28 protein-coding genes are annotated in these 23,711 nt (G+C 67.4%); 11 read left to right on the top strand and 17 right to left on the bottom strand.

The genetic code is table 11. The features are described 5' to 3' along the window. The 4 genes from ACFSC3_RS11340 to ACFSC3_RS11325 all read right to left on the bottom strand — a co-directional run. The coding region (locus tag ACFSC3_RS11340) for a TfoX/Sxy family protein (protein WP_380940533.1) at positions 1-336 on the bottom strand (336 nt) is incomplete at its 3' end. After that, positions 336-656: a DMT family transporter gene (locus tag ACFSC3_RS11335; protein ID WP_380940531.1), complete on the bottom strand. Its 321-nt coding sequence runs from the start codon at positions 654-656 to the stop codon at positions 336-338. The genes ACFSC3_RS11340 and ACFSC3_RS11335, both read right to left, overlap by 1 nt. Continuing rightward, positions 656-1,138: a GNAT family N-acetyltransferase gene (locus tag ACFSC3_RS11330; protein ID WP_380940529.1), complete on the bottom strand. Its 483-nt coding sequence runs from the start codon at positions 1,136-1,138 to the stop codon at positions 656-658. Before ACFSC3_RS11330 ends, ACFSC3_RS11335 begins: the two co-directional genes overlap by 1 nt. A gap of 152 nt (positions 1,139-1,290) precedes the next feature. Beyond that, the gene (locus ACFSC3_RS11325) at positions 1,291-2,193 is read right to left on the bottom strand and encodes a DMT family transporter (protein WP_380940527.1); all 903 of its coding nucleotides are present in this window, start codon (positions 2,191-2,193) and stop codon (positions 1,291-1,293) included. A gap of 21 nt (positions 2,194-2,214) precedes the next feature. Here ACFSC3_RS11325 and ACFSC3_RS11320 point away from each other — a divergent pair, with 21 nt between their 5' ends. From ACFSC3_RS11320 to ACFSC3_RS11310, 3 genes are read left to right on the top strand one after another with little or no spacing between them, the layout of a single operon-like run. Then, complete coding sequence (locus ACFSC3_RS11320) at positions 2,215-2,868, top strand: DUF1345 domain-containing protein (protein WP_380940526.1); 654 nt, start codon at positions 2,215-2,217, stop codon at positions 2,866-2,868. Between the two features lie 45 nt (positions 2,869-2,913). Further along, positions 2,914-3,186 (top strand): CopG family ribbon-helix-helix protein, encoded by a 273-nt coding sequence (locus ACFSC3_RS11315; RefSeq protein ID WP_380940525.1) that lies wholly within the window; start codon positions 2,914-2,916, stop codon positions 3,184-3,186. A gap of 41 nt (positions 3,187-3,227) precedes the next feature. Next, entirely contained in the window at positions 3,228-3,467 is a 240-nt protein-coding gene (locus ACFSC3_RS11310) for a type II toxin-antitoxin system RelE/ParE family toxin (RefSeq protein WP_380940524.1), read from the top strand. On the opposite strand, the gene ACFSC3_RS11305 is transcribed toward ACFSC3_RS11310, so the two are convergent. Both ACFSC3_RS11305 and ispG read right to left on the bottom strand, forming a co-directional pair. Then, the gene (locus ACFSC3_RS11305; RefSeq protein WP_380940522.1) at positions 3,461-3,760 is read right to left on the bottom strand and encodes a hypothetical protein; all 300 of its coding nucleotides are present in this window, start codon (positions 3,758-3,760) and stop codon (positions 3,461-3,463) included. The genes ACFSC3_RS11310 and ACFSC3_RS11305 overlap by 7 nt on opposite strands. Next, entirely contained in the window at positions 3,757-4,875 is a 1,119-nt protein-coding gene (ispG, locus tag ACFSC3_RS11300) for a flavodoxin-dependent (E)-4-hydroxy-3-methylbut-2-enyl-diphosphate synthase (protein WP_380940521.1), read from the bottom strand. The genes ACFSC3_RS11305 and ispG overlap by 4 nt, the downstream gene beginning before the upstream one ends. 243 nt (positions 4,876-5,118) lie before the next feature. Here ispG and ACFSC3_RS11295 point away from each other — a divergent pair, with 243 nt between their 5' ends. The 4 genes from ACFSC3_RS11295 to ACFSC3_RS11280 all read left to right on the top strand — a co-directional run bounded on the left by ACFSC3_RS11295 (position 5,119) and on the right by ACFSC3_RS11280 (position 9,005). Continuing rightward, positions 5,119-6,276: an acyltransferase family protein gene (locus ACFSC3_RS11295; protein WP_380940519.1), complete on the top strand. Its 1,158-nt coding sequence runs from the start codon at positions 5,119-5,121 to the stop codon at positions 6,274-6,276. Between the two features lie 17 nt (positions 6,277-6,293). Beyond that, positions 6,294-7,232, top strand: a complete 939-nt coding sequence (locus ACFSC3_RS11290; RefSeq protein WP_380940518.1) for an isoaspartyl peptidase/L-asparaginase family protein — start codon at positions 6,294-6,296, stop codon at positions 7,230-7,232. 117 nt (positions 7,233-7,349) lie between these two features. Then, positions 7,350-8,024 (top strand): cistern family PEP-CTERM protein, encoded by a 675-nt coding sequence (locus tag ACFSC3_RS11285; protein WP_380940517.1) that lies wholly within the window; start codon positions 7,350-7,352, stop codon positions 8,022-8,024. A 114-nt stretch (positions 8,025-8,138) separates the two neighbouring features. Beyond that, positions 8,139-9,005 carry a S1/P1 nuclease gene (locus ACFSC3_RS11280; RefSeq protein WP_380940515.1) on the top strand — a complete coding sequence of 289 codons (867 nt, stop codon included), beginning with the start codon at positions 8,139-8,141 and terminating at the stop codon, positions 9,003-9,005. A gap of 71 nt (positions 9,006-9,076) precedes the next feature. Here ACFSC3_RS11280 and ACFSC3_RS11275 read toward each other — a convergent pair whose 3' ends face one another. The 10 genes from ACFSC3_RS11275 to ybgC form a co-directional block, all read right to left on the bottom strand. Beyond that, a complete protein-coding gene (locus ACFSC3_RS11275; protein WP_380940514.1) occupies positions 9,077-10,045 on the bottom strand; it encodes an alpha/beta hydrolase in 969 nt (322 codons plus the stop codon). Between the two features lie 74 nt (positions 10,046-10,119). Continuing rightward, complete coding sequence (locus ACFSC3_RS11270) at positions 10,120-10,299, bottom strand: hypothetical protein (RefSeq protein ID WP_465270254.1); 180 nt, start codon at positions 10,297-10,299, stop codon at positions 10,120-10,122. A 37-nt stretch (positions 10,300-10,336) separates the two neighbouring features. Continuing rightward, positions 10,337-10,537: a type II toxin-antitoxin system antitoxin gene (locus ACFSC3_RS11265; RefSeq protein WP_205493124.1), complete on the bottom strand. Its 201-nt coding sequence runs from the start codon at positions 10,535-10,537 to the stop codon at positions 10,337-10,339. 13 nt (positions 10,538-10,550) lie between these two features. Then, positions 10,551-11,459 (bottom strand): SPFH domain-containing protein, encoded by a 909-nt coding sequence (locus tag ACFSC3_RS11260; protein ID WP_380940512.1) that lies wholly within the window; start codon positions 11,457-11,459, stop codon positions 10,551-10,553. A 182-nt stretch (positions 11,460-11,641) separates the two neighbouring features. Beyond that, positions 11,642-12,175 (bottom strand): peptidoglycan-associated lipoprotein Pal, encoded by a 534-nt coding sequence (gene pal / locus ACFSC3_RS11255; protein WP_380940510.1) that lies wholly within the window; start codon positions 12,173-12,175, stop codon positions 11,642-11,644. A 178-nt stretch (positions 12,176-12,353) separates the two neighbouring features. Further along, positions 12,354-13,673, bottom strand: a complete 1,320-nt coding sequence (tolB, locus tag ACFSC3_RS11250; protein ID WP_380940509.1) for a Tol-Pal system beta propeller repeat protein TolB — start codon at positions 13,671-13,673, stop codon at positions 12,354-12,356. A 101-nt stretch (positions 13,674-13,774) separates the two neighbouring features. Then, a complete protein-coding gene (locus ACFSC3_RS11245) occupies positions 13,775-14,746 on the bottom strand; it encodes a cell envelope biogenesis protein TolA (RefSeq protein ID WP_380940508.1) in 972 nt (323 codons plus the stop codon). Continuing rightward, on the bottom strand, positions 14,746-15,180 hold the full coding sequence (gene tolR / locus ACFSC3_RS11240) for a protein TolR (RefSeq protein ID WP_380940507.1): 435 nt from the start codon (positions 15,178-15,180) through the stop codon (positions 14,746-14,748). Before tolR ends, ACFSC3_RS11245 begins: the two co-directional genes overlap by 1 nt. 143 nt (positions 15,181-15,323) lie before the next feature. After that, on the bottom strand, positions 15,324-16,016 hold the full coding sequence (tolQ, locus tag ACFSC3_RS11235; protein WP_380940506.1) for a protein TolQ: 693 nt from the start codon (positions 16,014-16,016) through the stop codon (positions 15,324-15,326). Between the two features lie 7 nt (positions 16,017-16,023). Next, positions 16,024-16,482 carry a tol-pal system-associated acyl-CoA thioesterase gene (ybgC, locus tag ACFSC3_RS11230; RefSeq protein ID WP_380940505.1) on the bottom strand — a complete coding sequence of 153 codons (459 nt, stop codon included), beginning with the start codon at positions 16,480-16,482 and terminating at the stop codon, positions 16,024-16,026. A gap of 387 nt (positions 16,483-16,869) precedes the next feature. On the opposite strand from ybgC, the gene ggt reads away from it, so the two are divergent. Further along, complete coding sequence (gene ggt / locus ACFSC3_RS11225; protein ID WP_380940504.1) at positions 16,870-18,624, top strand: gamma-glutamyltransferase; 1,755 nt, start codon at positions 16,870-16,872, stop codon at positions 18,622-18,624. Between the two features lie 150 nt (positions 18,625-18,774). Beyond that, positions 18,775-20,577, top strand: a complete 1,803-nt coding sequence (locus tag ACFSC3_RS11220) for an AMP-dependent synthetase/ligase (RefSeq protein WP_380940503.1) — start codon at positions 18,775-18,777, stop codon at positions 20,575-20,577. A 218-nt stretch (positions 20,578-20,795) separates the two neighbouring features. Here the strand turns inward: ACFSC3_RS11220 and ACFSC3_RS11215 are convergent, their stop codons facing one another. After that, complete coding sequence (locus tag ACFSC3_RS11215) at positions 20,796-21,881, bottom strand: DUF5694 domain-containing protein (RefSeq protein ID WP_380940502.1); 1,086 nt, start codon at positions 21,879-21,881, stop codon at positions 20,796-20,798. 129 nt (positions 21,882-22,010) lie between these two features. On the opposite strand from ACFSC3_RS11215, the gene ACFSC3_RS11210 reads away from it, so the two are divergent. Further along, entirely contained in the window at positions 22,011-23,285 is a 1,275-nt protein-coding gene (locus tag ACFSC3_RS11210; protein WP_380940500.1) for a multidrug effflux MFS transporter, read from the top strand. A 46-nt stretch (positions 23,286-23,331) separates the two neighbouring features. Further along, complete coding sequence (locus ACFSC3_RS11205; protein ID WP_380940498.1) at positions 23,332-23,676, top strand: DNA primase; 345 nt, start codon at positions 23,332-23,334, stop codon at positions 23,674-23,676. Positions 23,677-23,711: the final 35 nt, after the last annotated feature.

Below are 23,711 nucleotides of genomic sequence, written 5' to 3'. Positions count from 1 at the left end.
CTTCGGCGCCCTGAGCCCCGCCTCCAACCCCAGCCGCGCGCAGCGCAGCATGGCGTCCGGATCATCGAACACGTCCTCCGGCGCGCGGCGATAGTTCATCGAACTCACCCGCCCGTCATCGAAGGTGAAGGTGAAGCGATCCGCCCCTTGCGCGTCCCAGACGGAATCGCTGACCGCATCCGCCTTGAACCGCAGCACGCCGTCCGATGTCAGGATCGCGAACACCTGCCCGTCGAGGTACAGCGTCGCCCCGCCCATCATCGCGCGCTTCGTCAGCGTGCCCAGCGGCGCGGTGCATTCCGCGATCCAGTCGATCAGACCCTGGTCGATCGCCATCAGTGCCCGCTCGTCAGCTTTAGGCCGGCGATACACGCGACCGCGCCCAGGATCAGCAACAGCCGCACCGGCGTCGCGGCCTCCCCGAACCAGACGATCCCGATCACCACCGTCCCCAGTGCGCCGATCCCCGTCCACACCGCATAGGCCGTCCCCATCGGGATCGACCGCGAGGCGAGTTCGAGCAGCGCCATCGACAGGGTGACGCTGACCAGGAAGCCGATCGTCCACGGCACGTTGCGAAAGCCATCGGCGAAGCGCAGGCAGGTGGTGAAGCCGACCTCGAACAATCCGCCCAGGATCAGCCAGCCCCAGGCCATCAAGCGCGCCCCGCCAGTCGCGGCAGCGCGTCGCCCGACACGCGATACGTCCGCCACTCGTCCATCGGCACCGCGCCCTTCGAGCGGTAGAAGCGAATCGCATTCTCGTTCCAGTCGAGCACCGCCCATTCGAACCGGGTACATCCGCGATCGACGGCGATGCCGGCGAGATGGGTGAGCAGCGCCGCCCCGACGCCCTTCCCCCGCGCCTCGGGCGTCACGTACAAATCCTCCAGGTACAGCCCGCGCCACCCGGTCCAGGTCGAGAAATTGAAAAAATACAACGCCATCCCCGCCGGCGCGCCATCTACTTCGGCGATGACGGCATAGGCGGCGGGCTGGTCGCCGAAGAGCGCGTCGTCGAGCAGCGCCTCGGTGGCGACGACCTTGTCGGCGGCGCGTTCGAACTCGGCGAGCTCGCGGACGAAGCGCAGGATGGTGGGCACGTCGTCACGGGCGGCGGGGCGGAGGTGAATGGTCATGGTGTCACCTTACGGGTTGTGCGGCGAAACACGACCCCCACCCCGTTCGTGCTGAGCTTGTCGAAGCACCGTTCTTCGTGCCGCGAGCCGTGTCCGGGCGTATCGCAGTACGGTGCTTCGACAAGCTCAGCACGAACGGGTCTTGGGTTGACCTACACCACCACCGGCTTCGACCGCGCCGCGATCAGCGATCCGGCGACGATCGCCACCGCCCCCGCAACCGTCCACGGCGACAGCGTCTCGTCGAACACCAGCCAGCCGAGGATCGCCGCCCAAATGAACGAGGTATATTCGGTCGGGGCAAGATAGCTGGCCGGACCATGGCGATAGGCCCAGCCGAGCAGCAGCAGCGACGCGGTCGCCAGCACAGCGGCACCGCCGATCGCCGGCCAGTGCCCGGCGGCGGGGACGCTGGCGAACCACGGCGCGGCCGGCAACAGGCAGGCGCCGACGATGACGCTCTGCCAGAACGCGACCTCGACCGGTTCGGCCACCTGCGCCTGCGCGCGCATCAGCACGATGTTGAAGGCATAGCAGACCGCGCTCGCCAGGACCGCGATCGTCCCCGCGAAAGCCTCCGCGCCCATCTCCGCACGCGCCTGGCCAGTCAGGATCAGCGCGACCCCGACCGCGGCACAGGCGCAGGCGACGACCGATCCGCGCGGCACCCGCTCCTTCAGGATCAGCGCGGCGAGGAACAGCGACAGGATCGGCGCGATGAAGGCAAGCGCGATCGCCTGCGCCATCGGCACGCGCGCCAGCCCCCAGAAGAACCCGAGCGCCATTACCGTCGACACCAGCCCGCGGATCAGATGCAAGCGCATCGCCGCTCGCGACGGCCACGGGCTGCGCAGGCCGGCGTAGAGCACGCCCGACACGAGGATGCCGGCAAGGCTGCGCCAGACCATCGTGGTGTAGACGCCGAGCGCGATGACGAGGCCCTTCATGACCGCATCCATGCCGGAAAAGACGAGGATGCCGAGCGCAGCGACGCCGAAGGCCAGCGGTAGCGCCACGGGTCGTGTGTCGATGATTTCGCCCTCCCCGCTCGTCATGGCGGCGGCTATAGCAGCGCCATGCCCGCACGCCACCCGACGATCGGCAATCGCCTCGCCCCGCCGCGCTTTCTCGCCTTTTGCGGCATCGCGCTGGTTGCAGTGCCGATCGCGATCGCACAGACCAGCTGGTCGACGGGAACGATGATCGGCTTCGACATCGCGGCGGCGATCTTCCTCGGCTCGATCGTGCCCCTGCTTCGGACCGCCGACCCGGCTGCGATCCGCGCGTCGGCGGCGCGCAACGACGCCAACCGACCGATGCTACTGGCGATCACCGCCGCGACGTCGCTCGCGATTCTGGCCGCGGTGGTCGGGGAACTGATCGCCAAGGGTGCGCTGCCGGCGATCAAGATCGCGCTGGTGCTGGCGACGCTGGCGCTGTCATGGCTGTTCGCCAACACCGTCTATGCGCTGCACTATGCACACCTGTTCTACAGTCGCGACGAGGACGACGGCGGCGACGAGGGCGGGCTGGATTTCCCCGGCTGCCTGGAGCCCGACTATTCGGACTTCCTCTACTTCGCCTTCACGCTCGGCATGACCTTCCAGACCAGCGACGTCAGCATCACCGACCGCAGCGTGCGGCGGACGGTGACGGTCCACAGCCTGGCGGCGTTCGTATTCAACCTGGGCATCGTGGCGTTCACGATCAACGTGCTGGGGGGTGGCTAAGCCGCCGCGATCCGCTATATTCCTTGGTAGTACCGGAGACTATCGATGGCGACTTCGCTCAAGATCGACGACACGACCAAGGATCGTATCCGCCGCCTAGCCGACGCCCGGGAACGCACGCCGCACTGGATCATGCGGGAAGCGATCCGCGAGTATCTGGATCGTGAGGAAGCCCGCGAAAGCTTCCTTACCGATGCAATGACGGCCTGGGAGGCGTATCGTGAGACCGGCCGCCACCTGTCCGGAGAGGATGCGCTGGCCTGGCTCGCAACCTGGGGCACGCCCGACGAGCGACCTGCGCCAAAGTGCCGCGACTGATCCTGTCCGAGCGCGCGGTCGCCGATGTCGAGCGATGCCGCATGTTTCTGGCTGAGCGTGATAGCGCTGCGTCGGCCCGCGCGGCAGCGGCCATCAGCGACGCGTTTCGTAAACTTGGGTCGACGCCCGCGATCGGTCGTCCCGTTCGCGCCCATCCGCCGTTTCGCGAATTGGTGATCGCCTTCGGCACTACCGGCTATGTCGCACTCTACGCATACGACACCGACCGCGACGCGGTCGTCATCCTCGCGTTACGGCATCAGCGAGAAGCGGGTTACTGAACCGGCGGCTGCGACAGAATGCCGACCTTGGCGAACGTGAACCCCTGACCTTGGATTCGATATACGATACCGCCGATGCAGCGGTACGTCAGGTTCTCATCGGCGATGATCTCGATCACATATCGCTTCGGATCGTATCGAGACAGAAGAGCCGCAACAGCCTTCTCGTCGCGCGGGTCAGCACTGTCTTTGCCGATCCTCATCGTGCAGACGTCGCCAGATTGGCGCAATTCGATGCGAATGATCCACGTTGGCTGTGCAGCCAGTATCAGCGTGATCGCAGCCGCAATCACGCCGCCCGCGCCGTCGCCCCGCCCGCCTCGATCTCCGCCGCCTTCGCCTCGACCAGCTTGACGATATGGTCGAGCATGTCGGCGCTCTCGACCGTGTGATCGGTGACGCCCGACAGATAGACCATGTGCTTGCCGTTGCCGCCGCCGGTCAGGCCGATGTCGGTTTCGCGCGCTTCGCCGGGGCCGTTGACGACGCAGCCGAGGACGGAGAGCGACATCGGCGTGCGGATATGCTGGAGCCGTTCCTCCAGCGCCTGGACGGTGCGGATGACGTCGAAGCCCTGGCGCGCGCAGGACGGGCACGACACGACGCGGACGCCGCGGTTGCGGATGCCGAGTGACTTCAGGATCTCGAAGCCGACGCGGACCTCTTCCTCCGGCTCGGCCGACAGCGACACGCGGATAGTGTCGCCGATGCCGAACCACAGCAGGCTGCCGATGCCGATCGCCGACTTGACCGTCCCGCCGACGAAGCCGCCCGCCTCGGTGATGCCCAGGTGCAGCGGGCAGTCGACCGCCTCGGCGAGTTGCTGGTACGCCGCGACCGCGAGGAACAGGTCGCTCGCCTTCACCGCGACCTTGAATTCGTGGAAATCGTGATCCTGTAGCAGCTTGATATGGTCGAGCGCGCTTTCGACCAGCGCCTCCGGACAGGGCTCGCCGTACTTCTCCAGCAAGTCCTTCTCCAGGCTGCCGGCGTTCACCCCGATGCGGATCGCGCAGCCGTTGGCCTTCGCCGCGCGGACGACCTCGCCGACGCGGTCCGACGATCCGATATTGCCCGGATTGATGCGCAGGCACGCCGCCCCCGCGTCGGCCGCTTCCAGCGCGCGCTTGTAGTGGAAATGGATGTCAGCGACGATCGGCACGCGGGCGGCGCGGACGATCCCCTTCAGCGCGGCCGTGCTCTCGACGTCGGGACAGCTCACACGGATGATGTCGACGCCCGCGTCCTCGCAGCGGCGGATCTGGTCGATCGTCGCGCGGGCGTCGTCGGTCGGCGTGTTGGTCATCGTCTGCACGGTGACCGGCGCGTCGCCGCCGACGGGGACGTTGCCGACCATGATCTGGCGGCTGGGACGGCGCACGATATCGCGCCAGGGGCGAACGGACATGGGGACGGATTCCTGTGGGGGTCGGAGATCATATAGCGGCGTGCGGCTGGGAGGGGAACCGCCGCCATGCACACGCACAATCAGCAACCGTTCGTGTCGAGTAGGGATCGAGCTTGTCGAGAGCCCGTATCGAGACAGGCTTTCTCGATACGCCGTCTCGACGTCGCTCGACGGCTACTTGAAACGAACGGTGGGTGGTTGGCAGAGGTGGCCCGCCCCCGACAAACCCGCTACCGCGCGGCGATGGCGCGACATTATGGCATGGACTGGCTGCGGATCGGGGCGTTCGCGCTGTTGATCCTCTACCATATCGCGATGGTGTTCGTGCCGTGGCCCTATCATGTGAAGGCGGTGCGGACGGTCGATTGGGTGACGGTGCCGATGGCGCTGACCAGCCCGTGGCGGCTGACGTTGCTGTTTCTCGTCTCCGGCTATGCCAGCCGGGCGATCGTCACGCGGTCGCCGGGGCTGTGGCGCTTCGTGCGGTCTCGTACCAGCCGCCTGCTCGTCCCCCTCGCCTTCGGCGTCGTGGTGATCGTACCGCCGCAGGCCTGGGTCGAGTTGGTGACCCAGCACGGCTATACCGGCGGCTATCTGCATTTCTGGGCGACCGAATTCTTCGACTTCGACACGCTGGCAGGAATCGCCCTCCCGACGTGGAACCACCTGTGGTTCGTCGGCTACTTATGGCTCTACACCCTCGCACTAGCACTGCTGCTCAGCCTGCCGCGGCCGAAGGCGGTGCAGGCCGGGTTCGACCGGCTGTTCGGCGGCGTTGCCGTCCTGTGGCTGCCGATCCTGTATCTGCTGCTCGCACAGGTCTTCGTCTTCCGGCGCTGGGCCGATACCCACGACGTGCTGCACGACGGGATCGCGCATTTGGGGTTCTTCCCTGCCTTCCTGTTCGGCTTCCTGCTGGCCGCCGCGCCCAACACGATGGCGGCACTGGTGCGCTGGCGCTGGGTGTCGCTGGCGCTGGCGGCGGTCGGTTATGCGATCGTCGGCGGGGTCGCCTGGGTCTGGCCCGGCGTCAGCTCGCCGCCGTCGTGGATCGCGGAACAGACATTATGGGCGCGACAGCTGCAATGCTGGGCGACGATCGCCGCGCTGATCGGCATCGCCGAGGCGCATCTGAACCGCGACCACCCGTGGCGTGCGACACTGGCCGAAGGGGTGTTCCCCTTCTACCTCGTCCATCAGACGATCATCGTGCTGGTCGGCTATTGGCTACGGCCGACCGGCTGGCCGTTGTGGAGCCAGTTCCTGATCCTGGTCGCGGCAACCTGTGTCGGATGCGGGGCTTTCTATCGCATCGGCCGCGAAGTCGCGCCGCTGCGGCCGCTGATCGGGCTGCGTCCGCGCCCGCGCTTTGCTAGCACCACGCCGCATACTACCCTGTAAGAATCGGAGTTCGAACGATGACCGCTTCCCCCGCGACCGGCTGGACGCTCGTCATTCACGGCGGTGCCGGGATCATCGAACGCGGGCGGCTGACCGATCAGGCCGATGCTGCCGCCCGCGCCGGGCTGAACGCCGCCCTCGACGCCGGACAGGCGGTGCTCGCCGAAGGTGGCAGCGCGGTCGATGCGGTCGAGGCGGCGGTGCGGGTGCTGGAGGACGACCCCGCCTTCAACGCTGGGCGCGGGGCGGTCTTCACCTATGAAGGGACCAACGAACTCGACGCGGCGATCATGGACGGCAGCACCCGCGCGGCAGGCGCAGTGGCGGGCGTGCGGGCGACCAGGAATCCCGTCAGCCTCGCCCGCGCGGTGATGGAGGACAGCCCGCACGTCCTGCTGGCGGGCAAGGGCGCCGACGCCTTCTCGCTGGACCGCGGGCTGGAGCAGGTCGGCCCCGAATGGTTCGCCCTCCCTGAGCGCCGCGAGCAGCTGGAGATGATGAAGGCCAGCGCAGGCGACGCCTTCGACGTCGACATGAAATACGGCACGGTCGGCGCGGTGGCGCGTGATGCGGCCGGCCATGTCGCAGCGGCGACCTCGACCGGCGGCGTCACCGGCAAGCGCTGGGGTCGGGTCGGCGATTCGCCACTGATCGGCGCAGGCACCTTCGCCGACGACCGCGCCGGCGCGATCAGCGCGACGGGTTCAGGCGAATTCTTCATCCGCACCGGCGTCGGGCATGAGATCTGCGCACGCGTCCGCTTCCTGGGCGAAACGCTGCGCCAGGCGGGCGACACCGTAATGGCCGAGACTCAGGCGCTGGGCGGCACCGGCGGCGTGATCCTGGCCGGGCCGACCGGGGAGATCGGCTGGAGCTTCACGACCCCCGGCATGTACCGCGCGCGCACCTCGGCGACGGGCGAGCGGGTCGTGGCGATCTACGGCGACGAGGGGTGATCACAACCGTCGACTGACCTGCGCGATACGTCCCAGATCGGGAACAGGTCGATTCGACCGAAATTACGAATTCTGCTAAGAACTAATTATTGGAAAACAGTCCCTGGGGAGGGTTTCTTGATCAAGTTCGCAGCCATTTCCGCTCTTGCACTGCTGGCATCGACGCCGGTCGCGCAGGCCGCTTCCATCGTGTCGGGCAACACCGTGTCGCTCGACCGCACCAACGCACTGACCTGGACGACCAGCTTCGCCGGGACCGACGGCGCAGCGGCCGTCCTGACGTTCAACTACACCGGCGCCAACGCCGCCGGCACGGCGTGGAACTTCACCTATTCGGTCGACAATACGTCGGTCAGCCCTAGCTTGGCGGCACGGTTGGGCGTGTTCGGCTTCGATACGTCGGGCACACCCGCGTCGGTCGTCGTCGGCGCGAACAATTCGTTCGGTGCGAGTGCAGGCGGCAACTTCAACGGCCTTGGCAACCGCGATGTCTGTTTCTTCACGGGTTCGAACTGCAACGGGTCGGGCAATAGCGGCGTGACGGTGTCGGACATGCCGGTGTCGGGCGCGTTCACGCTGAACTACGCGACGGGCCAGACGAACCTGACGGTCGATAACTTCGCGGCCCGCTGGCAGGCTGCCGGTGCCAACAATAACCTGTCGCTGTCCGCGACCGGGACGATCACCTCCGCGGTGCCGGAACCGGCCACCTGGGCGATGATGATGCTGGGCTTCGGCGTCGTCGGCTACGGCATGCGCCGCCGCACGGCGGTTCGGTTCGCCACGGCCTGACATTTCAGGGCCTTGGCTGAAAGGGCGTCGACGGGGGGTCGGCGCCCTTTTTTGCGTCGGAAGGACCGGCGACGCCCCTTTCCCCGCCGGTCACCCCGCGCTACGCCGGTCGCCATGATCCGCAAGCTGTCCGCACTCGTCGCGCTTCTGGCGACGCTCTTCGCCGCACCGGCGCAGGCCTATTGGGAATATGGCCACGAAAGCGTCGCGGCGGTCGCCTGGGCGAATGTGACGCCGGCGACCCGTGCGAAAGTTGCAGCGCTGTTGCGGCAACAGAAACTGCTCGAGACGCCGACCTGCCCTGCGGGGACGATCGAGCAGGCGAGCGTTTGGGCCGACTGCGTCAAGCCGCTGGGCGAGCGGTTCAGCTACGCCTATTCCTGGCACTATCAGAATGTGAACATCTGCAAGCCGTTCGACCTGAAATCGGCCTGCAAGGACGGCAATTGCGTGTCGGCGCAGATCGAGCGCGACGTGAAGCTGCTGAAGGACTCCAAGGTGCCGGAGCGCGAGAAGCTGATGGCGCTGGTCTTCCTGGTGCATTTCGTCGGCGACCTGCACCAGCCGCTCCATGCCGGCGATCGGGGCGATCTGGGCGGCAATCGCGCGAAGGCGGATTATGGGATGTACGGTCCCGAACGGCTGAACCTTCATTCGATCTGGGACGGCTATCTGGCCGAGCGCGCGATCTCCACTCCGCCGCCGATCGTGAAGGCCTACCCGGCCGCCGAACGCGCGGCGATCCAGGCCGGGACGGTCGAGGACTGGAGCCGCGACAGCTGGCAGGTCGCCAAGGATGCGGTCTATGCGACCGCGATGGGCGACCCGTGCGGACCGGTGCCGGCGCGCGCGAAGCTGGACGACGCGACCATCGCCAAGCTGGTCGAGCCTGCACGCCAGCAGGTGGCGAAGGGCGGACTGCGGCTCGCGCGATTGCTGGACGAGGCGTTTGCAACGCAACCGGCCGTCGCCGCCCAATAACCAACCCGTCATTCCCGCGGAGGCGGGGATGAATTCTGGCTGGCGGTGGTGAGTCTCACTCCGTTCAGCGACTATTGATCCCCGCCTCCGCGGGGATGACGATGATTCGAGAGGGCAGGCTTCACCGCCTCGACCACCGCTTCGACCACCTCCGGCGCGATCGGCAGCGACGAGTCCGCATAGCTGCGCTGGTTGGCCAGGCGATCCCCACCGACCTGCTTCAGCACATGGTTAACCCCCGGCAACACGGTCAACCGCGCCTTCGGGTTCGCCGCGGCGATCCGCTTCGCATCATCATCGACCGAGACCTGAAGGTCGGCATCCCCCTGCACGACCACGACCGGCACCTTCGCGGTCGCCGCGAGCTGCGCCGGATCGAGCGCGATCACGCCGGTCAGATATTTCTGCACCCCGAGCGGGAACATGCCGTTCAGCGGCACCGGCAACGTCGCCGGATCGACCGTCTTCCCCGCCTCTACCGCATCGAGCATGCCAAGGGCCGCATCGAGGATCGGCGCGTTCGCGGGGTTCGCCCGGAATTGCCCGCGCATTACCGCGCCCAGCGGGCGCCCGGGCGACGCAAGCAAGACGACGCCACAAATCCCGTCCGCGCTCTGAGCCGCCTGAAGCGCGACGACCCCGCCCTCGCTATGCCCGACCAGCCAGGCGCAGGCGGTGCCGCTGCGCTTCGCCGCCAGCCGCGCCCAGGCGCGCGCGTCGTCGGCATAGCCTGCCATCGTCGCGTCGTTCGGATCGGCGACGGCCGCGCGACTGCCGAACATGCCCCGCTTGTCGATGCGGATCGACGACACGCCCTTCGCCGCCAGCGCATCGGCCAGCATCCGGTACGAGCCGGCCGTGATTCCCAGCGGGCTGTTGCCGTCGCGATCGGTCGGGCCGGAACCGGGAATGATGATAACCGCCGGCCCCTTCCCCTCCGCCAGCGTCAACGTACCGGCAAGCGGTCCCTGCGGCCCCGGTACCGCGACTTGTTCGACCTGCGGCGCGGCTGCCGCCAGAAGCATCGCCGTCAGCATCATCGTCTCGCTCCCGATTTCATGATCTTATAACCCCGCTTGTACGCCACCAAAGGCCGAAGCGCGGCGATCTGCCCCTAGCGCGCGTAACTCTCCAGGAAACCGCACCGACTGCAGCGCCACGTCTCGACGCTCAGCTTCGTTCGGCCCTTCAGCTTCAGGCCGGTCCAGAAGCTCGTCACCGGCTCGCCCTCGACCCATTGCGCGGTCTGATACTGGTGGCTGGCGTTCTGCTCGACCAGAAAGCCGCGGGTCATCGAGCCCTGGCACCTTGGACAGCCTTGCGGTTTCATCTCAATCCTCCTTCGGCGGGCGGCCGCGGCGGGCCTGTACCGGCGCATCCAGTTTGACGCCGCGCCGGGCCAGCGCCTCGCGCAGCAGGCATTCGATCTGGGCGTTGGCGCTCCGCAGATCAGCCGACGCCGACCGCTCGATCGCGGCATAGAGCGCGGGATCGAGGCGGAGCGGGAACGCCTTTTTCGGAGGAGCGGCCACGGCTGCGTCGCGCTTACTGGTACAGCGTACCCGTATTGACGACCGGCTGGGCATCGCGGTCGCCGCACAGCACGACCATCAGGTTGCTCACCATCGTCGCACGGCGTTCGTCGTCGAGCTCGACCACGCCCTTCGCCGACAACTGATCGAGCGCCAACTCGACCATGCCGACCGCGCCCTCGACCAGGGTTACACGCGCCGCGACGACAGCCTGCGCCTGCTGGCGCCGCAGCATCGCACCGGCGATCTCCTGCGCATAGGCGAGATGCGTGAAGCCGCATTCGTCGACGGTGATGCCGGCGACGCGCAGCCGGGCGATCAGTTCGGCCTGAAGCTCCGCACCGATCTGGTCATGGTTGCCGCGCAGCGTGACTTCCTGATGCTCGAAATCGTCGTAAGGGTAACGCGAGCCGATGGTCCGCACCGCCGCCTCGATCTGAACGTTCACGAACGCCTTGTAATCGTCGACGTCGAACAGCGCCTGTGCCGTGTCGGTAACGCGCCACACGACCTGCGCCGCCATCTCGATCGGGTTACCGCGCAGGTCGTTGACCTTGATCTTGTCGGAGATGATGTTGTTGGCGCGGACCGACACCTTCTGGCGCGCGAGCCACGGCAGAACCCAGCGCAGCCCCTCGGTCCGGTCGGTGCCCTTGTACGCGCCGAACAGCGTGATCGCCGCGGCCTGATTGGGCTGGAGCATGTAGAAGCCGCAGGCGACGAAGACGGTCACGATCGCGAGGATCGCGGGGGCTATCGAGAAGACGGGTGCCAGCCCTTCGTTCGCGAGCTGAAACACGAAGAACACGCCGGCCGCGAGGCTCGCGAGAGCGACCAGCAGCATCGGATAGCCGCTGGTCGTTCGCGCGACGACTTCGCTGCTATGGGTGAGCGTGCGGCTCGCACGTGACGACTCGATCATCCCTGCCTCCCTTTAATGTGATATCACATTTATATCGGGATTTCGGGAAGTCAAGGGACGACCAAAAGCCCTCTCCCTTTGGGGAGAGGGTTTGGGAGAGGGGGCGGTGTCTCACCGAGACCGGTGCTAGCGGCACTGCCCCTCTCCCAACCCTCTCCCCGAGGGGGAGAGGGCTTTTGAAGTCAATTCACCGTGACGGTCACCGCGCGGCGGTTCTGGGCGTAGCTCGCCTCGTCCGAGCCGAGCGCGGCCGGGCGTTCCTTGCCGTAGCTGATCGTGCTGATCCGGCTGGCGCTGATCCCGCGCGCGGCGAGATAGTTCTTCGCCGCATTCGCCCGGCGGTCGCCGAGAGCGAGATTGTATTCGCGCGTGCCGCGCTCGTCGGCATGGCCTTCGATCGTGATACGCACGTTCGGATAGCGCGCCAGCCACTGCGCCTGCGTGTCGAGGATCGTGCGCGCCTCCGCGTCGATATCGAACATGTCGAGCCCGAACAGCACGGTGTTGCTGCTGACCGAACGCAGGAAGTCGGCCTGGCTGCCCGGCACGATCGCGCCGCCGACGTCGCCGGTCGGCGCGGTTCCGGCGTTGGGATCGGTCGTCTGACCGCTGTCGACCGGCGCCGGCGGCAGGACAGGGGGCTTCTTCTTGGCGCAGCCGGCGAGGGCGACGGCAAAGGCGGCGGTCAGGACCAGCGCGGTCCGCTTTGTTGCCATGACTTGGGTCTCCTTTGGGTTGATCGGTCTTGGCGGAAAATTCAGGCTCCCACACCATCCGTTCGTGCTGAGCGAAGTCGAAGCACCTGGGCCTCACGCCCCCTTCGACTGCCTGCCTGCGGCAGTCGCTCAGGACAGGCTTCGACTTCGCTCAGGGCGAACGGTGGGTAAGCGAGGCTCACGGACGCAACGGACCCCATGACGGATCGCTCCCATCGAGCGGCGTCGGGATACGGCGTTCGTTGACGCCGGTCAGGTCGACCGACCAGACGTCGGCCTTGCCTGAGCCTTGCGCCGCGCGGAAGAAGGTCAGCACGCGGCCGTTGGGCGACCAGCTCGGGCCTTCGTCGCCCCAGCTTTCGGTCAACAACTTCTCGCCCCCGCCCGATGGCGACATGATGCCGATACGGAAGCGGCCACCGTCCATCTTGGTGAACGCGATCAGGTCGCCGCGCGGGCTCCAGCTCGGCGTCGCATAGCGCCCGCCGCCGAAGCTGATCCGCTGCGGGTTGGAGCCATCGGCGTTCATCACATAGAGCTGCTGCGATCCGCCGCGGTCGCTTTCGAACACGATCTTCGACCCGTCGGGCGAATAGCTGCCGCCGGTGTCGATCCCGGCCGAATTGGTCAGCCGCTGCGGACTGCCGCCGCCGGCGGGCACGCGGTAGATATTGGTCGTGCCGCCCTGCGCCATCGAGAACAATATCCACTGGCCGTTGGGCGAAAAGCGCGGCGCGAAAGTCGTCGACACGCCGCTGACCACCCGGCGCGGCCGGCCGGAGCCGAGGTCGAGCACGTAGATCGACGGCACCTTCTCGTCATAGCTCATATAGACGATCGACTGCTGGTTCGGCGCGAACCGCGGGGTCAGCACGATCGCCTGGCCGTTGGTCAGGAAACGGTGGTTGGCGCCGTCCTGATCCATGATTGCCAGACGCTTGATGCGCTTGCCCTTCGGCCCCGTCTCCGAAACATAGACGACTCGGCTGTCGAAATATGGCCCCTCGCCCGACAGGCGCTGATAGACGGTGTCGGCGCATTTGTGCGCGGCGCGGCGCCAGTCGGCGGGCGACACGACGAAGCCCTGCCGGGTCAGTTCGGTCTTGGCGAACACGTCGTACAGATAGCAGCCGACCGTCAGCGTCCCGTCGCCGTTCGCACGGACGAAGCCCTGGACCAGCGCCTGCGCGCCGGTGCCGCCCCAATAGGGGAAGTCGGGCGCAGTGACCTGATCGAAACCGACCGGCCGGAGCTGATCCGGCGCGAGCGGCTTGAACAGGCCGGAATTGCGCAGGTCGTTGGTCATGACCTCCGCCATCTGCCGGCCGAGCTGGTCGGTCGTGCCCGCCGCAGTCGATTGCGGGTTCGGCGTCGGCATCGGCGGGACGGCGATCGGCATCGGCTGGCCGACGCTGGCCCCGCCGGTCACGTCGACCTCGACCTGCGCGGCGGCGGGCGTGGTGAGGCTCGCGCCGAGTGCCAGTAATACTGCCGTCACCCCGGACTTGATCCGGGGTCCAGAGCCACGGGCGACACCGCTCTTGGCTCTGGATACCGGATCAAGTCCGGCATGACGAAAGAAGGTTGGTCGCATGATGCTCATCCCGGCAGCCGGTAGTTGATGATGATGTCCTTCCACCCGCCTTCATATAGTTCGGCGGGCAGCTTGTACGGCGCGCACTGGATCACAGCCGCACCGGCGAGTTCGCCGACGCGCTGGGCATAGCGGCGGTTCTCGTCGTCGACGCCGGTCTGGCCCGACACGACCGGGCGGCTCGCGAGCGAACCGTCGGGGTTCATGCGCAGGCGCAGCTTGGTGCGGATCTGGTTTGCGCCCGGCCCCGGATTGGGGATGCGGTTGGCGCATGGCTGGACCTGTCGCGCGATCGCGTCACCGAGGCCGGCGACCGCCTGCGCGCTGACGTTGGCCACGCGCGGCGTCTGGGCCGTGCCCTTCTCGCTCGACTGGGCCAGGCTCTTGCGGAAATCGTCGCCCAGGATCGACCCGCGCGGGCGCGCCGCCTTGGACGCAGCCGCGCTGCCGGGACGTTCGGGCGCGACGTCGGGACGGGCGAGGCCGGGTCGCGCCGGGCGTGGGGCGGCCTTGGGCTGTGCCGGCGCGGGGGCGGGCTTCGCCGCGGCCTTGGGCTGCGGCTTAGCGGGTTCGGCCTTGGGCGGCGTCGGCTTCGGCGGCGCCTTGACCGGGGCAGGCTTGGGGGCGGGCGCGGGAGCAGCCTTCGCCGGGGTCGGCTTAGGAGGTGCCGGCTTGGGCGCAGGTGGCACCGGCGCCGGGGGAGGCTGTACGGGCACCGGCTCCGCGACCGTCTCCGCCGGCGCGGGCGCGCTATCCTCGACTGGGCCGACCTCTAGCGCTTCCGCCGGTGCGGGCGCTTCGGTCGTCGCGGGGGCGGCGCTCTCCAGCGCGACCTCGTCGACCAGCGAGATGTCGATCGGCTTGGATTCGAGCTTCAGCGGATTGGGCGTGCTAAGAAACCCGACCGAGAGCAGGCCGAACAGCGCGACATGCCCCGCCGCCGCAATCCCCAGTCCGTATTTCTCGGCGCGATCCATCAGTTCTGGTCACCCACGTTGGTGACCAGCGCGACGCGGTTCAGCCCGGCGCGGTTGAGCTCACCCATCACGCGCATGACCCGACCATAGTCGAGGCCCTTGTCGGCGCGCAGCAGGATCTGCGGCGGTCGCTCGGGCGTCCCGGACCCCGCGATCTGCGCCAGCCGATCGTCGAGCGTGCCGGTCACTTCATCCTTGTCGATGAAGATGCGGCCCTGCGCGTCGATCGCCATGTCGACCGGCTTCTGCTCCTGATCGAGCGGCTTGGCGCGGCTGTCGGGCAGGTTCACCGGCACGCCCGCGGTCAGCAGCGGTGCGGTCACCATGAAGATGATAAGCAGCACGAGCATGACGTCGACCAGCGGCGTGACATTGATGTCCGCCATCGGCGCGCGGCGGCCCTTGCCGCGCTGCGAGGGAAGGTTGACGGCCATATCTTACATCCTCCCCTGCAAGGGGAGGTGGGGCGCGTCAGCGCGACGGAGGGGTGTCACGCTATCCGGAGAGGTCGATACCCCTCCGTCAGCGCGGCGAGCTGCCACCTCCCCTTGCAGGGGAGGATTGGTGCGAAGCCCTCTCACCGATCCGAATCCAGCTGGCGCGAAAGGGTCGAATGGAATCCGTCCGCGAACCGGTTCAGCCGTGCCTCGATCCGGTTGATGCCGTGGCTGAAGCGATTGTAGGCGATGACCGCCGGGATCGCCGCGAACAGCCCGATCGCGGTGGCGAACAGCGCCTCCGCAATGCCGGGCGCCACGACCGCGAGCGATGAATTCTGCTGGCTGGCGATCGCCGTAAACGACCGCATGATGCCCCACACCGTCCCGAACAGCCCGACGAACGGCGCCACCGATCCCACCGTGGCGAGCACGTTCAGCCGGTCGCTCAGCTTGTCGATCTCCGCCGCCGTCGCCGCGCCCATTGTCGTCGCCAGGCGCTCGCGCGTGCCGTCGCGGTCGATCGCCTTGCCCGATGTCGACCGCCGCCATTCGGCGACGCCGGCGGCGAAGACCTTCGCCATCGGCAGGTCGCTCTCGCGCTCGGCACGGTGGAAGGCGTCGATGTCGGCCGCGGTGCGATAGCTTTCCTCGAACCGCACGGTCTCCTTGCGCACCGTGCCCAGCCGCCGCCAGAACATCACGATGATCGCCCAGGTCCAGATGCTGGCGGCGAGCAGCCCGAGCATCACCGCCTTCACCACCCAGTCAGCCTGCAGAAACAGCGCGACGGGCGACAGCGTCGCGGCATCGGCGTTGGCGATAAGCTCCATAATCGTCCTATTCCCCCTGCCAGATCAGGCGTTCGAAAATACAGGCCCACCCGTCCGGCTGGCGGCGCGGACGGCCAGAGGGGGCAACGAACGCCGCCTCCACCGTCGCGTCGGTCAATTGGACCGTGTCCCGCATGACTCTCTGATGAATGACGACCGATGCCGCACGCACCTGGATCAGGCGCGAGACGACCGTCAGCGTGTCGTCGAGCCGGGCCGGCGCCGAGTAGCGGATCGCGAGGTCGCGGATCGCATAGGCCCCCTCGCCCGCCTCATGTGCGGCGCGCTGGTCGATCCCCGCCGCCCGCAGCATCGCCGAGCGCGCGCGCTCCATGTAGCGCAGGTAATTGGCGTGGTAGACGACGCCCGACAGATCGGTGTCCTCGAAATAGACCCGAACCGGAAACAGGTGCTCGCGGTCCGCAAAGCGGCCCTCCAGCGGCATCGGTTCCAGTGTGGCGTCCATGCCACAGGCTGTTAACCCCGTTCAGGAGTCGGCGGAACCCCGGAAGTGGCCGACGGGCAGAGTTTCGCCGAATGGCGGCCTGCCCTCCTTCCAGGCAGAGAAGTCGCATATGGTGCGCATGCGCGGCTGATTGGGATTCGAACACTATCCGTTGCTAAGCGGGGAGTGTCGGATGGATCCTGTGATGGAGGGTTCGGCAAGGTGGCCGATCCGCGAGCTGACTTCGCGCGGCATGATTTCAAGAGGTGATCTTCGTGGCGCTGGCGCTGCCCAGCCTGCCAGCCCGTCAACCTCGCCACCGGCGCCGACTATGCGCTGGCCCTGTCTGCAAGGGAGGATTCAGAGTGAGGCTTGCACGGCTTTCCCGTGACGCTAGGGTCTGCGCCCATGAGAGCCCTTGCCCTAGCCCTGCTTCCGCTGGCGGTCGCCTGCGCGCCGGCCGCCGACCGCCCCGCGACACCGACCGCCGTCGCCGATACCCAGGCCCCCGGCATGGTCAGCGCCGCCGATCCGCGCGCGGTCGCGGCGGGCGTCGAGATATTGAAAGCCGGCGGCAACGCGACCGATGCCGCGATCGCGACGATGCTCGCGCTCGGCGTCGTCGAGCCGCAGAGTTCGGGCCTGGGCGGCGGCAGTTTCTGGGTACGGCACCGCGTCGGCGGGCGGCTCGATACGATCGACGCGCGCGAGACGGCTCCGATGGCGGCCGGCCCACGCCTGTTCTACACCGCCGACGGCCAGCCGATGGACCACCGCGAAGCCGTCCCGGGCGGCAAGTCGGTCGGCGTGCCGGGCGCGTTGCGCGGCATGGCGCTGGCACACCGCTCGGGCGGCAAGCTACCCTGGGCGCGGCTGTTCCAGCCGGCGATCCGGCTGGCGAAGGACGGATGGCAATTGTCGCCGCGCTTCGTCGACGGTCTTGCCAAGAACGGCACGCATATCACGCCGGAGCTGCGCGCGATCTTCTCGCCCGGCGGAACCGCACTCCCCGCCGGCAGCACCGTGCGCAACCCGGACCAGGCCGCATTCCTCGAACGCCTCGCGGCGCGCGGGGCGGACAGTTTCTATGTCGGCCCCGATGCGCAGAAGCTGGTGACGACCGTCCGCACCGCGGTGCGCAACCTGTCGCAGATGACGACCGGCGACGTCGCCAGCTATGCGGCCAAGCCCCGTGATCCGGTGTGCGTGCCGTACCGCAGCTACCGCATCTGCGGCATGGGTCCGCCCTCGTCGGGCGGCATCACCGTGCTGATGATCCTGAAGCAGCTCGAACGCTTCGACCTGAAGGCGCTGGGCAAGGATTCGCCCACCGCCTGGCATCTGTTCGCCGAAAGCTCGCGCCTCGCCTATGCCGACCGCAACCTCTACATCGGCGATCCCGATTATGTGCAGGTGCCGGTCGCGGGGATGCTCGATCCGGCGTACCTTGCCAGCCGCTCGGCGCTGATCTCGCCGACCACGACGCTGGCGAGCGTCACCGCCGGCACGCCGCCCGGTGCCCCGCAACGCGTTCGCGCCGAGCCGGCCGAGACGCCCGGCACCACCAGCCTGTCGGTCGCCGACCGCATGGGGAACGTCGTCGCCGTCACGACCACGATCGAGGGCGTCTATGGCAGCGGCCTGACGGTCAACGGCATCGTGCTGAACAACGAACTGACCGATTTCGACACGGTGCCGGTCAAGGACGGCTATCTCGTCGCCAACCGCGTGGAGGGCGGCAAGCGCCCGCGCAGCTCGATGGCGCCGACGATCGTCTATGACGCATCCGGCCGCGTCCGTCTGTCGGTCGGTGCTGCCGGCGGTCCGACGATCATCGCGCAGATCGCCAAGGCGATCATGGGCGTGATCGATTTCGACCTGTCGGCGCAGGACGCGATCGCGATGGGCCTGCTCTATGCGCCGGGCCTAAACGCCACCGCCGAGGCCGGGACCGAACGCGCCGCGATGGTCCCCGCGCTTCAGGCGCTGGGCGAGCGTGTCACGGTCGGCGGTCTGGGCCTGAAGGCCAATGCCGTCGAATGGGTCGGCGGCCGCTGGGTCGGCGGGGCGGACCCGCGCAGCGAAGGCGTCGCCGGCGACGAGACGGGATATGTTACGAAGATCAAGCGGTTCGGGAAGGACCCGAGCCGTCCGCCGGAGTGACATGCCGTTCGTGTCGAGTAGGGTTCGAGCGTGTCGAGAACCCATATCGAGACAGAATGCTCGATACGCCGCCTCGACTTCGCTCGACGGCTACTCGAAACGAACGGTGACATAAGATCGCATCGGCCCAAGCCGAGCCCAGGAGAGACCATGCCCGCCGCCGCCCGCCTACTCGAACATTTCCCCAATCTGGTGACGATGTTCTTCACCCGCGCCGCCGAAAAGGGTGACGCCCCGTTCCTGTGGGGCAAGTCGGGCGGCACATGGCATTCGACCAGTTGGGCGGAGGCCGCGCGGCAGGTGGCGGCGCTCGCCACGGCGCTGAAGGCCTCGGGCCTGCGCGCGGGCGACCGGGTGATGCTGGTCAGCGAGAACCGTCCGGAATGGGCGATCTCCGACCTCGCGATCATGGCCGCGGGCTGCGTGACGGTACCGACCTACATCACCAATACCGAACGCGATCACCAGCATATCCTGGAGAATTCGGGCGCCTGCGCGGTGATCGTGTCGACGCAGAAGCTGGCGAAGGTGCTGATGCCCGCGGTGCTGCGGTCGCAGGCGCGGATCGTCATCGGCTTCGATGACATGAAGCTCGGCCAGCCCGGCTCGATCGACTTCTACGACTGGCGCGCGCTCATCGCCGAACATGCGACCGATCCGGCCGAGACGGCGAAGGCCGCGACGATGCAGCGCAGCGATCTCGCCTGCATCATCTACACCAGCGGCACCGGCGGCGCGCCGCGCGGGGTGATGCAGCACCACGGCGCGATCCTGCACAATGTCGCAGGCGCCGCGCGGGTCGTGTCCGAGGATTTCGGCTGGGACGACGAAGTGTTCCTGTCGTTCCTGCCGCTGAGCCACGCATACGAACACACCGGCGGGCAATTCCTGCCGATCGGGCTGGGTGCGGAAATCTATTACAGCGAAGGCCTCGACAAGCTCGCGTCCAATATCGAGGAGGTCCGCCCGACGCTGATGGTCGTCGTGCCGCGCCTGTTCGAAGTGCTGCGCACCCGCATCACCAAGGCGATCGAGAAACAGGGCAAGCTCAGCAACTATCTGCTCGACCGCGCGATCAAGATCGGCGGCAAGCGGGCGGCGGGCAAGCCGGGCTCGCCGCTCGACCTGCCGATGAAACTGGTGCTGGAGACGCTGTTCAAGCCGAAGATCGGCAAGAAGTTCGGCGGCCGCATGAAGGCGATGGTCTCGGGCGGCGCGCCGCTTAATCCGGAAGTCGGCGTGTTCTTCGAATCGCTCGGCCTCACCTTCCTCCAGGGCTATGGCCAGACTGAGGCGGCGCCGGTCATCAGCTGCAACCGCCCCGCCGCGGGGCTGAAGCACGACACCGTCGGCCCGCCGCTGGCCGATACCGAAGTCCGCATCGCCGAAGACGGCGAAATCCTGGTCCGCGGCGAACTGGTCATGCACGGGTACTGGCGCAACGAGGACGAAACCGCGCGGGTGCTGAAAGACGGGTGGCTCCACACCGGCGACATCGGGGTGATCGACGCGCAGGGCCGCATCAAGATCACCGACCGCAAGAAGGACATCATCGTCACCGACAAGGGCGATAATGTCGCTCCGCAGAAGATCGAGGGGATGCTGACCCTTCAGAACGAGATCGTGCAGGCGATGGTGTCGGGCGACCGCAAGCCGTACGTGACCGCGGTCATCGTCCCCGACCCCGAATGGACGCAGGAATATTGCGCCAAGTCCGGGGCCGGCTGCAATTTCGCGAAGCTGAAGGAAGACCGCGATTTCAAGGCCGCCATCGGCGCCGCGGTCGAGCGGGTCAACAAGGACCTGTCCCAGATCGAACGCATCCGCCGCTTCATCCTGGCCGACGAACCCTTCACGATTGAGAACCAGCAGCTGACGCCGAGCCTGAAGATTCGCCGGCATGTGCTGCGCGAGGTCTATGGCGAGCGGCTGGACGCGTTGTACAAGGGGTAGAGCGTCGCGCGGCTGATCGGGTTCACACTCTACCGTTCGTGCTGACTACCGTTCGTGCTGAGCGAACGGATCAGGTCATAGGCTTGGTGTACTAACCACCAACATCGTCATCCCCGTGGAGGCGGGGATCAATAGTCGCTGAACGTCGTGAGACTCACGAAGGGTAGCCAGTATTTATCCCCGCCTCCGCGGGGATGACGGTTGAGAGTCCAGTCTATCTACCGCAACAACCGCGCCACATCGACGATCCGCACATCGTGCATCTGGTCGAGATACGCATCCAGATACGGCTTGTGCGACGCGCCGACGATGACCAGCGTCCGCATGCCCGGCTTCACGCCCATCAGGTCGCGGATGTTGGCGGCCATTCGCAGATTGCGGACCTCCCAATAGGTCAGATAGCCGCGACCGAAGCCCTGCGGTGACGGCTCCTCCAGCGCGGCGCCGAAGTCGCTGGTATAGGCCATGCCGCCCATGTCGGGCGCATTGTAACGGCGGTACATCGCCATCAGCTTGTCCGGCGTATCGACCTGCGCCTGCAACGCCTCGAAGATCGCCATGCGGCGCTTCGTCATCGGGTTGTCCCACGCCTTGCTGATCGCCGCCTCATAGGCCTTGGGGTCGGTGTCGCCGTCCGGCCGGTCGGCGGTGTGATCGTCCATCGGCCACAGGCGCTCATGCCCAAGCCGCGCGGCCAGCGGCGCCGCCAGCAGCGTCGTTTCGTTGCGGCGGACGCGATACTTCTCGAGTCCCTCGACCAGCGCCGTGTTTAGCCCGTCGCCCGCCACCCGCTCGGCAGGGGCGAGCCGCAGCCACTGCACCAGCGCCGAGTCGCGCTCGCCCGCCGCTAGGAACGTCGCTGCCAGCTTGCGCCGCTGCGCCGGGGTCGGGTTGGCGGGCCATGCCGCCAGCATCGCCTCCGCCGCCGCGTTGGCGGCCGGCACGTCGAGCCCGGTCGCCGCCGCCGCCGCGGAGACGTCCGGACAATAGCTCTTGATCGAATCGGCGTAGCGCGACGGATAGCGCCGCATCGTGTCGCATTGCAGGCCGGACAGCGTCTCGACCGCGATCGCCTGCGGCTTCCACGCCGCCATGCGGTCGATCAGGACGCCGAGCGTCGCGGGATCGAAGCTCTTGGGCATGCCCGACAAATGCGTCGTGCCGAGCACTGCGACTTCGTTCGGCACGCCGTGCTTCGGCCCCTTGTGCGCCCGCGGGTCGAACCGCTGCGCCTGGGCCGTGCCCGCCAGCGCCACTGCCGCCAGGATCACGCCGACCGCCAAACCCCGACCCCACGCCGCCATCGTAACCTCCCATATAGTGCCTTGTCTATGCAATACACCTTGATCGAGCGCAAGCGGCGGATCATTGTGCACCGCAGCGTGTTGAGGGGTCGACCCGCCGGCCCGCCCTGCCTAGAGCCATTCGACATCATGATGACCACGCTTTCCCCCGACCAACCGAACGTCAACCGCGCGCCCATTCCCTTCGCGGAGTTCGTCGCGCTCGTCGCCGCCCTCATGGCGCTGACGGCGCTTGGCATCGATTCGATGCTGCCCGCCCTGCCGGCGATCGCGGCCGACCTTGGCGTATTGGAGGACAATCAGCGCCAGTTCGTCGTCACCGCCTTCATGATCGGCTTCGCCTTCGCGATGCTCGTCTATGGCCCGGCGACCGACCGGTTCGGGCGACGGCCGGTGCTGGTGGTGGCGCTGGTCGGCTATGTGCTGACCAATCTGCTGGCGGCGATCTCGGGCAGCTTCGTCCTGCTGCTCGCCGCGCGTGCTGCGTCGGGCGCGATGGTGGCTGGTGCCCGCACAGTCACGGTAGCGCTGGTCCGCGACTGCTATGCCGGGCGCGCAATGGCACGCGTCATGAGCCTCGCCTTCATCTTCTTCATGGCCGCCCCGGTGCTTGCGCCGACCTTCGGCCAGCTGATCCTGCTGGTCGGCAGCTGGCGCTGGATCTTCGGCGCGATCGCCGGCGTCACGCTCGTCATCCTGCTGTGGTTCCTCGCGCGGATGCCCGAGACGCTGGCGGAGGAGGATCGCAAGCCGTTCACGCTCGGTTCGCTCGGCACCGGCTTCTCGCGCATTGTGAAGGATCGCTATGCGCTCGGCTACACGCTCGCCGCGACCGCGCTCCAGGGCGCGCTGTTCGGCTTCATCGGCTCGATCCAGCAGATCGTGTTCGACGTGTTCAAGGTCCCGAACCTGCTCGCGCTCGTCTTCGCCTCGGTCGCGGGAACGATGGCGATCGGGTCGTTCCTCAATTCGCGGATCGTCATGAAGATGGGGACGCGCCTCATCTCGCACACCGCGCTGCTGGGCTTCATCGTCTTCGCCGCGCTGCATCTCGGCATCGCGCTGTCGGGGACGGAGACGCTGACGAACTTCATCATCGTCCAGGCGCTGATGATGATGTGCTTCGGCCTCGCCACGTCCAATTTCTCGGCGATGGCGATGGAGAACGTCGGCGACATCGCCGGCACCGCCGCGAGCATCCAGGGCTTCGTCTCGACATTGGGCGCGGCGCTGATCGGTGCGTACGTCGGCCAGCATTACGACGGCACGACCATCCCGCTCTACACCGGCTTTACGGCTATGGGCGTGTCCGCGCTGGTCATCGTGCTGCTGGCCGAGCGCGGGCGGCTGTTCCGTCCGGCCCATGATTCTTCGCCTCGTCGCGAAGTGGTGGAACAGGGCTGAGCCACCGCCGTTCGAACCTTCACAGGTTTTGATCGGAGAGACGACGATGGGCGGTCACCAGGTACAGGCGCAGGGCGCGGGCGACGACGGGTTCGACGAAGACGGCTTCGACGAAAGCCAGCGCGCCGAAATCCTGGAAGCGACCCGCGACGGGCCGAGCGACGGCACGATCCTGACCGATCTCGCCCCCGACCTGGGCGACGATCCGCTCGACGACGACGATACCGACGATCTCGAAATGCTGTCGGACGAGGTCGGTGAGGAAGACGAGGACGCGGACGCCGACGAGGACGACCTGTCGGAGGACGCGCTTCAGGAGGATTTTGAGGACGACGCCGAGGATATGGACGAGGAACTGGACGATGGCGCCGACACCGCACTGCGTCCATAAGCCTTGACCGCGGACGCGGGGTAGGCGCAGCATTT

It is taken from the genome of Sphingomonas floccifaciens (genome assembly GCF_042681125.1).
Classification (GTDB): Bacteria; Pseudomonadota; Alphaproteobacteria; order Sphingomonadales; family Sphingomonadaceae; genus Sphingomonas; species Sphingomonas floccifaciens.
The sequence above is the reverse complement of the archived record's forward strand: the minus strand, read 5'-3'. Positions and strand labels throughout refer to the sequence as shown.

Bases quoted from the DNA above. Each gene is read 5' to 3' on its own strand.
- ACFSC3_RS11215 (WP_380940502.1), bottom strand. From the start codon at position 21,881: ATGGCGGCGTGGGGTCGGGGTTTGGCGGTCGGCGTGATCCTGGCGGCA.
- tolQ (WP_380940506.1), bottom strand. From the start codon at position 16,016: ATGGAGCTTATCGCCAACGCCGATGCCGCGACGCTGTCGCCCGTCGCG.
- ACFSC3_RS11290 (WP_380940518.1), top strand. From the start codon at position 6,294: ATGACCGCTTCCCCCGCGACCGGCTGGACGCTCGTCATTCACGGCGGT.
- ACFSC3_RS11205 (WP_380940498.1), top strand. From the start codon at position 23,332: ATGGGCGGTCACCAGGTACAGGCGCAGGGCGCGGGCGACGACGGGTTC.
- ACFSC3_RS11220 (WP_380940503.1), top strand. From the start codon at position 18,775: ATGCCCGCCGCCGCCCGCCTACTCGAACATTTCCCCAATCTGGTGACG.
- ACFSC3_RS11330 (WP_380940529.1), bottom strand. From the start codon at position 1,138: ATGACCATTCACCTCCGCCCCGCCGCCCGTGACGACGTGCCCACCATC.
- ACFSC3_RS11315 (WP_380940525.1), top strand. From the start codon at position 2,914: ATGGCGACTTCGCTCAAGATCGACGACACGACCAAGGATCGTATCCGC.
- tolR (WP_380940507.1), bottom strand. From the start codon at position 15,180: ATGGCCGTCAACCTTCCCTCGCAGCGCGGCAAGGGCCGCCGCGCGCCG.
- ACFSC3_RS11260 (WP_380940512.1), bottom strand. From the start codon at position 11,459: ATGATCGAGTCGTCACGTGCGAGCCGCACGCTCACCCATAGCAGCGAA.
- ACFSC3_RS11280 (WP_380940515.1), top strand. From the start codon at position 8,139: ATGATCCGCAAGCTGTCCGCACTCGTCGCGCTTCTGGCGACGCTCTTC.
- ACFSC3_RS11325 (WP_380940527.1), bottom strand. From the start codon at position 2,193: ATGACGAGCGGGGAGGGCGAAATCATCGACACACGACCCGTGGCGCTA.
- ACFSC3_RS11275 (WP_380940514.1), bottom strand. From the start codon at position 10,045: ATGATGCTGACGGCGATGCTTCTGGCGGCAGCCGCGCCGCAGGTCGAA.
- ggt (WP_380940504.1), top strand. From the start codon at position 16,870: ATGAGAGCCCTTGCCCTAGCCCTGCTTCCGCTGGCGGTCGCCTGCGCG.
- ACFSC3_RS11245 (WP_380940508.1), bottom strand. From the start codon at position 14,746: ATGGATCGCGCCGAGAAATACGGACTGGGGATTGCGGCGGCGGGGCAT.
- ispG (WP_380940521.1), bottom strand. From the start codon at position 4,875: ATGTCCGTTCGCCCCTGGCGCGATATCGTGCGCCGTCCCAGCCGCCAG.
- ACFSC3_RS11320 (WP_380940526.1), top strand. From the start codon at position 2,215: ATGCCCGCACGCCACCCGACGATCGGCAATCGCCTCGCCCCGCCGCGC.
- pal (WP_380940510.1), bottom strand. From the start codon at position 12,175: ATGGCAACAAAGCGGACCGCGCTGGTCCTGACCGCCGCCTTTGCCGTC.
- ACFSC3_RS11270 (WP_465270254.1), bottom strand. From the start codon at position 10,299: ATGACCCGCGGCTTTCTGGTCGAGCAGAACGCCAGCCACCAGTATCAG.
- ACFSC3_RS11310 (WP_380940524.1), top strand. From the start codon at position 3,228: ATGTTTCTGGCTGAGCGTGATAGCGCTGCGTCGGCCCGCGCGGCAGCG.
- ACFSC3_RS11210 (WP_380940500.1), top strand. From the start codon at position 22,011: ATGATGACCACGCTTTCCCCCGACCAACCGAACGTCAACCGCGCGCCC.
- ACFSC3_RS11295 (WP_380940519.1), top strand. From the start codon at position 5,119: ATGGCGCGACATTATGGCATGGACTGGCTGCGGATCGGGGCGTTCGCG.
- ACFSC3_RS11335 (WP_380940531.1), bottom strand. From the start codon at position 656: ATGGCCTGGGGCTGGCTGATCCTGGGCGGATTGTTCGAGGTCGGCTTC.
- ybgC (WP_380940505.1), bottom strand. From the start codon at position 16,482: ATGGACGCCACACTGGAACCGATGCCGCTGGAGGGCCGCTTTGCGGAC.